The organism is Clostridium sp., from assembly GCF_016650095.1.
Taxonomy (GTDB): Bacteria; Bacillota; Clostridia; order Clostridiales; family Clostridiaceae; genus Clostridium_AD.
Genome location: NZ_JAENWL010000150.1, coordinates 1 through 7,932, shown reverse-complemented (window position 1 = coordinate 7,932; position 7,932 = coordinate 1). Strand labels below are relative to the sequence as shown.

Annotated in this window: 7 protein-coding genes and 1 pseudogene; 7 read left to right on the top strand and 1 reads right to left on the bottom strand. The window is 31.8% G+C overall.

Annotated elements, in window-relative coordinates; all coding sequences use genetic code 11:
• From JJE11_RS10200 to JJE11_RS10180, 5 genes and pseudogenes are all read left to right on the top strand, one after another.
• A partial coding sequence (locus tag JJE11_RS10200) for a hypothetical protein (RefSeq protein WP_291635195.1) occupies window positions 1-385 on the top strand: 385 nt, incomplete at its 5' end.
• A 33-nt stretch (window positions 386-418) separates the two neighbouring features.
• On the top strand, window positions 419-1,921 hold the full coding sequence (locus JJE11_RS10195) for an NAD(P)H-hydrate dehydratase (RefSeq protein ID WP_291635193.1): 1,503 nt from the start codon (window positions 419-421) through the stop codon (window positions 1,919-1,921).
• Between the two features lie 113 nt (window positions 1,922-2,034).
• Window positions 2,035-2,637, top strand: coding sequence for an HAD family phosphatase (locus tag JJE11_RS10190; protein WP_291635192.1), 603 nt, complete (start codon window positions 2,035-2,037; stop codon window positions 2,635-2,637).
• Window positions 2,638-2,802: 165 nt separating this feature from the next.
• Window positions 2,803-3,345: pseudogene (locus tag JJE11_RS10185) on the top strand (glutathione peroxidase); the annotation flags it as partial.
• Between the two features lie 451 nt (window positions 3,346-3,796).
• Window positions 3,797-4,435 carry an ATP-dependent Clp protease proteolytic subunit gene (locus tag JJE11_RS10180; protein ID WP_291635190.1) on the top strand — a complete coding sequence of 213 codons (639 nt, stop codon included), beginning with the start codon at window positions 3,797-3,799 and terminating at the stop codon, window positions 4,433-4,435.
• A 128-nt stretch (window positions 4,436-4,563) separates the two neighbouring features.
• Here JJE11_RS10180 and JJE11_RS10175 read toward each other — a convergent pair whose 3' ends face one another.
• A complete protein-coding gene (locus JJE11_RS10175) occupies window positions 4,564-5,916 on the bottom strand; it encodes an APC family permease (RefSeq protein ID WP_291635188.1) in 1,353 nt (450 codons plus the stop codon).
• 246 nt (window positions 5,917-6,162) lie between these two features.
• Between JJE11_RS10175 and JJE11_RS10170 the strand changes: the two genes are divergently transcribed.
• Entirely contained in the window at window positions 6,163-7,014 is an 852-nt protein-coding gene (locus tag JJE11_RS10170) for a DegV family protein (protein WP_291635186.1), read from the top strand.
• Between the two features lie 71 nt (window positions 7,015-7,085).
• A complete protein-coding gene (locus tag JJE11_RS10165; RefSeq protein WP_291635184.1) occupies window positions 7,086-7,739 on the top strand; it encodes an HAD family phosphatase in 654 nt (217 codons plus the stop codon).
• The last annotated feature ends 193 nt before the right edge of the window (window positions 7,740-7,932 follow it).

Here is a 7,932-nt window from a genome sequence, read left to right as displayed (position 1 = left end):
TAGTACAGGCCAGTCACAAGGAATATATATTCAATTTTTAATATCCATAATCAATTACATTAAAAATATAAATTCCTTCAATGCTGATAATAATAAATTAAGAAAAACAATATTTATAGATAACCCTTTTGGAGCAGCCAAAGACATATACATTTGGGAGCCTATATTTGAATTTTTAAAAACCAATAATGTTCAGCTAATAGTACCCACTCGTGGTGCCGCTCCGGCTATCTCTGGAAGGTTTGATGTTAACTATATACTAGGTCAAAAACTTATGGGAAACAAGCAACAGACAGTAGTAATGGAAGTAAGAAGTCAGGTTGCAGCAAGCCAGGTTGAATTTAGAAAAATAGAGCATGAGCAGATTGGATTAAAGTTATCCTAGTGAAAAAACATTTGTTTATGGAGGGGATTGAAAATGAAAATCGCAACTTCGCAGATAATGAGAACGATTGATCGCTATTGTATAGATATTTTAGGGATCCCAGGTATTGTACTAATGGAAAATGCAGCACTAAAGGTAGTGAAAAATATACCAGAAAATAATAAAAATTTCGTAATCGTTTGTTCCAGTGGGAATAACGGTGGAGATGGGTTTGCTGTAGCAAGGCATCTTTTGAATAGAGGAAATTATGTTGAGATATTTTTTCTTGGCTCAGAGGAAAATATGAGCGCAGATGCCTTGGTGAATCTTAATATTGTAAGAAATATGGGAATGGAAATAATAAAAGTAAACAACAATGATGATTTGGAAATTTTAAGAGAAAGTATAAAACACTCCGAGATGACTATTGATGCAATTTTTGGAACAGGACTAACTAGAGAAGTTAAAGGCATTTATTCTTTAGCAATTACAATTATGAATGAGAATAGTAAGCATATTTTATCAATTGATGTCCCATCAGGATTTGAGTGTAATAGTGGAAAAGTGATGGGAAATTGTATTAAAAGTAATAAAACAGTTACATTTGAACTTTATAAAAAAGGTTTTCTTGGATATGAGGCTGATGTACTTACTGGAGAAATTGTTGTTGAGAAGATTGGTATACCTAGAAGTGTAGTAGATAGATTTCATGAAAATGAATATGTAATGGATATAGACTTTATTAAAGGGTTAATTGTGAAAAGAAATAAGTATTCACATAAAGGTGATTATGGAAGAACACTTATTTTGGCAGGATCACCAGGGTTTACAGGTGCTGCATATATTTCAACTCAGGCTGCTGTTCGAAGTGGAGCTGGGCTTGTTACACTAGGCTGTGATAGCTCAATTCAAAACATACTAAGTGGAAAATTAGTTGAAGCTATGATTATCTCAACTAACGATGAAAAAATATTAAATTCTTTAATAACTAAGAGTGATTGTATTGCCATTGGTCCAGGACTAGGAAATAACAATGATACTCTAAAGTTACTTGAAAAAGTTTTATTGAATTCTAAATGTCCTGTTGTAATTGATGCAGATGGTTTAAATGCGCTTGAGGGGAACATTGGAATGCTTAAGAATAAGAAATGCACTACAGTTCTTACACCTCATATGGGGGAAATGGCGAGAATATCGGGGTATACAATAGATGAAATAAATGAAAATAAAATAGATATAGCAAAAGAATTCGCAAAACAATACGATGTTGTTTTGTTACTTAAAGGATTTAATACAATAATTACGGATGGTAAAACGGTGCAAATCAATCCTACCGGGAGCAGCGCAATGGCATCAGGGGGGATGGGAGACTGCCTAACGGGTATCATAGCGTCTTTCATATCGCAAGGTTATGACATCATGACTGCAGCATGTGTTGGTGCATATGTTCACGGTTATTGCGGGGATAAACTTTCAAAGAAAATGTTTTGTGTAAATGCAAATCATGTTTTAGAGGAACTCTCATATATAATTAAAGAAATTCAAGATTTAGCATAAAAAGCTAACATTTAAAATAATGAATCTAATAATATTTAATAGGATAAAACTAATAGTCCTCACTTATGAATATGGGAGGACTATCAGTTTTACATGGAAGGAGATATAAAAATATGATCAAAAATATTGTTTTTGATTTAGGAAATGTATTACTAAACTTTAAGCCAATAGTATATCTTCATACACAGATTTCAGACAAAGCAAAAGTTCAACAAATTTATGAAGAAATATTTACCAGCAAAGAATGGATTATGCTTGATAGGGGGATGATTACCGAAGAAGAAGCTGTAAATGAAATATGTAATAGAAGTACAGACAATAGTGAGTTAATAAAGATTGTAATGCACAACTGGTATCAAATACTTACACCTATTGAAGATACTGTAGAGGTTCTAAAAGAACTAAAAAATAAAGGATATAGACTCTATGTTTTATCTAATTTTCATTTGTTAGCTTATGAAGATGTTACTAAGAGATATGAATTTTTTAAATATTTTGATGGTGATATCATTTCATATAGGGAAAAACTTTTAAAACCTGATAAAGATATTTATAATAAATTAATTAAAAAATATAATATAAATCCAAAAGAATCAATTTTTATAGATGATGCAATTGAAAATATTGAAAGTGCTGCGAAGTTGAAATTTGAAGCAATTCTTTTTATAAATTCTATAGATTTGCGGAAAAAATTAATGGAGTATAATGTTCTATAGTAAAAGAAATTCAAGATTTAGATTGAAAGCTGTGTCTGAAAATGTTGAAATATAATGGAATGAGTGGTAAAATGAAGTTAGAATATTCTGAGTATGACATTAAAGAGATTGAGTTGTAGTGTTTTTGTAGTATTGATAAATTTATATAAGATGGAGGGATAACAAATGTCAATTTACGACTTTAAATTAATTACAATCGATGGTGATGAAATATCTCTGGAACAATATAAGGGAAAGGTACTGGTTATAGTTAATACAGCAAGTGAGTGCGGTTTTACACCACAGTACGAGGGTTTGGAGAAACTTTATGAGCAGTACAAGGATAAAGACTTTGAAATATTGGGATTTCCCAGCAATCAATTCGCGGGGCAGGAACCGGGTGAAGGCCAGGAAATAAAGGATTTCTGTAGAATTAATTATGGAGTAAGTTTTCAATTGTTTGAAAAGGGTGACGTAAGAGGAGAAAATGCTCAGCCAATTTTTAAATATTTGACAGAAAAAACAACTTTTAAAGAGTTTGATTTGAACCAACCTGATGAAAAAAGTTTAAATGACTTTATTATGGAAAGCTACCCTCAATTCCTGGAAGGGAATTCAGTGAAATGGAATTTTACCAAATTCCTTATTAATAGGAACGGTGAAATAGTCAAAAGATATAAACCCACAACTGACCCTAAAGACATAGCTTCAGATATCGATATACTGGTACAGGGATTTGAAAAACCTAAAGATAATGTAGATAAAGAAATACCTTATATTGATGAAAAAGGTGGTTTAAATAATGGGGTTGACCCTTATGAACTTGCTACTAGTACAAAAATACAAGGTATTTAGTAAATATTTGTAGTAGTAAAAATAATACTGTATGGCTTGAAAGTATTGGTACTGATAAAGATGGAGTTATATAAGTAAAGGATTTAAAAGAATAATTTAGAGCATGAGTTAGTTTAATGAGAAAGTCAAATATGGAAAACTGCTGACGTATATTTAATTGTACGTCAGCAGTTTTTACGTTAAATATCGCGAAGCTCTTTTTTTTTATTTTCATGCCCCTAACATAATATATTTATATGAGGTTGAATGTAGAAATGATTATCTGCATACATATAATACAATATGGATACAATTAAATAATAATATAAAGGAAGTAAGGTGAATTATGAGTATAAAAAAAAACTGGGATATATTTTTTGATGATGAGGTTAAGGAATTAATGAAATTTAATCTACCAGACCCAGAAACCTTAGATTATTATGAAAGAACTAAAAATAGAGAAATATTTTGGAATTTTGATATCGATGATAGTTTGGTTGATTTTTCACTGATGATTATAAAGTGGAATAAACAGGATAAAGGTAAATCTACTAACGATAGAGTCCCTATTAAGATCTTGATAAATTCTGATGGTGGTGAATTACCAGCGGTACTAAATTTCATAAACGTTCTCCAACTTTCCAAAACACCGATTTATACAATAGGCTTCGGGAAAACATATAGTTCTGGTGCGCTAATGCTACTAGCAGGTTCAAAAGGTCACAGATATGTGTTTCAAGATACAACAGCTCTAATTCATTCAGGAAGTACAGGTGCTGTGGGTAATACAGATAAAGTTTTAGATAATTTTGAGTTCACCCAAAGACAAGAAAAAAGAGTTAAAGATTTTATTGTAGCTAATACAAATATTTCAGACAAACTTTATACTAAGAATTATCGAAAAGATTGGTGGCTTATGTCTGATGAAATAATTTCACTTGGATTGGCAGATAAGATTATAACTGATTTAGATGAAATATTTTAACTAATACAAACACTTTAAAAGCCAGTTCCGAAAGGAAATGGCTTTTAAAGTGTTTGTAAATAGTATATCAAAAGGTGTGAACATAAGCTTGTCCTAATTAGTAACGCCTTTTAGATAGATATTATCTTCTAATTAAGTTTTGCTTTATTTGAAAACATAGCACCGATTGCCATTACAATTGCAAATATAATTAGATATGCAACAACTGCCATTCTATGAGAAAAACAAGCAGCAATTATCATGAATACACAGCCTGCTAATGAAATAGTAGGCATTACGAATCTTTTAAATGAACTTAAATCCTTTTCTTTTTTCATTATCATAATAAAAATAGGAATATATAATGCATAAATAGTAACTATAGGTAATTCTGAGGAATCAAAACAAAAGAATCCAAACCAAGGTGTTGTTAAGTTAGCGCCATAGAAGAATAATAACCATATACCACAAAGAAGGAGACCTAGTATAGATGAATTTGATGGCATATTAGTCTCGCTATCTATTTGCTTGAACATTTTTGGTTTTGGTCCAAAGCCCCTTGCTGCTAATGAATAAATACCCCGAGTACATCCCAGCATTAATCCATTTAAAGTTCCGAGGCAAGAAATAATAACAAATACAAATATTAGAGAACCGGCTGCAGAAGTGAATATTGTTTGGAATGCCAATTTAGCTCCAGCTTCTCCACCTTTCATCATAACTTCGTTTGTTACAGTTCCAGCTAGTCCTATATAGTATAAAATATAAACAGCCATAATTATAAAAGTTCCTCCAACAAGAGCAAGTGGAAGATTTTTCTTTGCATCTTTTAATTCTGCATTGATACTTGTAGCGATAATCCAACCCTCATATGCAAAGGCTGTTGCAACAACTGCTGTGAATAATGCATTTGCAGTATTTACCTCTGTTACTACTGTTGTAAAATTTATCATAGTCATACCACTATTGATGCCTACGATTGTCCCAATTATAGCCATTAAAATCAGTGGAATGAGTTTTATAATAGTTGTACTAACTTGAAATTTACCAGCTAAGACTGGTGATAATGAATTTAAAGAATAGCTACCTATCAAAAATAGGCATGCAATAGTCATACACTCCCCACCTGTAATTGGAAATCCCAACAATACGCAAGTGTATCTAGCCGAAACCCATGCTAATACTGATGTCAATGTTGGATAGTAAATTATTGCCATAAACCAGCCTACATAGTATCCATATTTCTCACCCATAGCAGCTTCTGCATAATCTACTATACCATTTACTTTCTCGTATTTAGTTGCCATTACAGCAAAAGTATAGGCACAAGAAATCATAATAATACCGCCAATAACCCAAGCCAAAATGCCTAGTTTAAGATTTCCACCTGTTGCAGTTAATACTTTTTCGGCCTTAAAAAAAACGCCACTGCCTATAACGATGCCAACGACCATGGCAATTGCAGTAATTAGTCCGTACTTCTTTTCTAATTTTGTTTCCATAATTCAACCAGTCCTTTCACATTTTATAACTTTTTGCAAATTTATTATAACATTATGCTTTATAACTTTACAAGGATAAAATCAATACTTTTGGTTCCTTTTGAATGGGTAACTGTGATTTGGGGAAAATAGGATTATATATTATAATGGGATTAAATAAGCAATAATAAATAAAACAAGAGTTTTTTTATATCCATTTTAAGGCATTAATAGTATAATTAAATAAAGTTTTATGGAGGTAACCCTATGAAAAAAATCATTCTATTAACAGAGAGTGGATCTGATATGCCGCTTGCCCTGGTGAAATTATATAATATTGAGGTAGTTCCTATGCATGTAATAATGGGAGGGGAATCTTATGCAGATGGTTCGATAGCGGTAACAGAGGTGTATGATTATTATGAAAGAACTAAAAAAGTACCATCAACATCTGCAACAAATCCAGATGAATACCAGGATGTATTTAAAAGAATAACAGAAGAAAATCCTGGGTGCATTATTATTCATGTTGGATATTCATCGAAACCATCTTGTACATTCCAAAATTCAATCATTGCTTCTGAGGGAATGGAAAATGTTTATCATGCTGATGCACTGAATGTTACTGGTGGTTTGGCAGCAATTGTTTTGAAAGCCGTTGAACTTATAGAGAAATATCCAGATATGCTACCTAATGATTTAGTTAAAAAGATTGAGAGTTATGCAGCTAAAGCAAGGGTATCTTTTATACCTGGTGATCTTGTATATTTGAAGGCAGGAGGACGTGTATCAAATGCGGCGTACTTGGGGGGGACATTGCTACAACTGAAACCGCTGATTGAAATTGTGAATGGAGAACTAGTTTCAACCCGAAAGTATCGTGGTAAAATAGGTAATATTGTAGAGCGATATATGAAAGATTATATCAATAAATACCATATGGATAAAGGACAGATTTATCTTATATATTCGTTGGGCCTTGAAGAACGCATAAAACAACGTATGGAACAAATTGCAAAAGACGAAGGCTTTAAAAAAATTATATGGATTCAAGTGGGATGCATGATTTCAGCTCATAGTGGTCCAGGAGCCATTGGAATAGCAGCATTTGAAATTTAAAGAGAACTATTATGATAGAATTTAAATGGCACCTAAGATAAAGTATAATAAAAAATAGGAAGGATGATTTTATGCTAAAAGCAGTTATATTTGATATGGATGGAGTAATTATTGATAGTGAACCAACACATAAGAAACTGGAAAATGAAATTTATAAGAAATTAGGAATAGAGGTTACAGGAGATGAGCATCACACTTTTGTAGGAGCAACCTCTCATTATATGTGGGAAGCTCTAAAAAATAAATATAACCTTAATCAAACACTTGATGAGCTAATTGAATATGATAGAAGTACATATTTTAAATACCTTAATTCAAATGAATGCGAGATAACTCTTATTGATGGGGTGAAAGAGCTAATAAAAGACTTTCATGAGAATGGAATAAAGCTAGCCATTGCCTCATCATCTCCACTAAATGTAATTGAGGCTATTGCAAAGAAATTTCAAATAGAAGAATACTTTGAAGTTTTTGTTACCGGAGACTATGTAAAGAGAAGTAAGCCTGAACCAGATATATTTATTTTTGCTTCAGACAAGCTGGGGGTAAGCCCCGAAAATTGTATAGTTATTGAGGATTCTCATAATGGGGTTCGTGCAGCTAAAAAAGCAGGTATGAAGTGTGTAGGAATCAATAGTGATGCTTCCGGAAGTCAAGATATTTCCATGGCGGATTTAGTGATAAATAGCTTTAAAGAAGTAAATTATAAAAAACTAAGCCAATAAATCCTTAAGTAACAAATAATCTCTTTTTAAATATATTAGATTAAAAGGAGATTTTACATTATGGATGAGAAAAGGATATTTCGAGATATATGTATGTTGAGCAATAAACAAATTGCAAGGAAATATTCATTTATAGGTGAGGGTATATCTAGAGAGGTGTACTCTATTAATGAGGATTATGTAATTAAGGTAG

Coding starts and splice junctions, on each gene's coding strand:
- JJE11_RS10195 (WP_291635193.1), top strand. CDS start 419: ATGAAAATCGCAACTTCGCAGATAATGAGAACGATTGATCGCTATTGT.
- JJE11_RS10190 (WP_291635192.1), top strand. CDS start 2,035: ATGATCAAAAATATTGTTTTTGATTTAGGAAATGTATTACTAAACTTT.
- JJE11_RS10180 (WP_291635190.1), top strand. CDS start 3,797: ATGAGTATAAAAAAAAACTGGGATATATTTTTTGATGATGAGGTTAAG.
- JJE11_RS10175 (WP_291635188.1), bottom strand. CDS start 5,916: ATGGAAACAAAATTAGAAAAGAAGTACGGACTAATTACTGCAATTGCC.
- JJE11_RS10170 (WP_291635186.1), top strand. CDS start 6,163: ATGAAAAAAATCATTCTATTAACAGAGAGTGGATCTGATATGCCGCTT.
- JJE11_RS10165 (WP_291635184.1), top strand. CDS start 7,086: ATGCTAAAAGCAGTTATATTTGATATGGATGGAGTAATTATTGATAGT.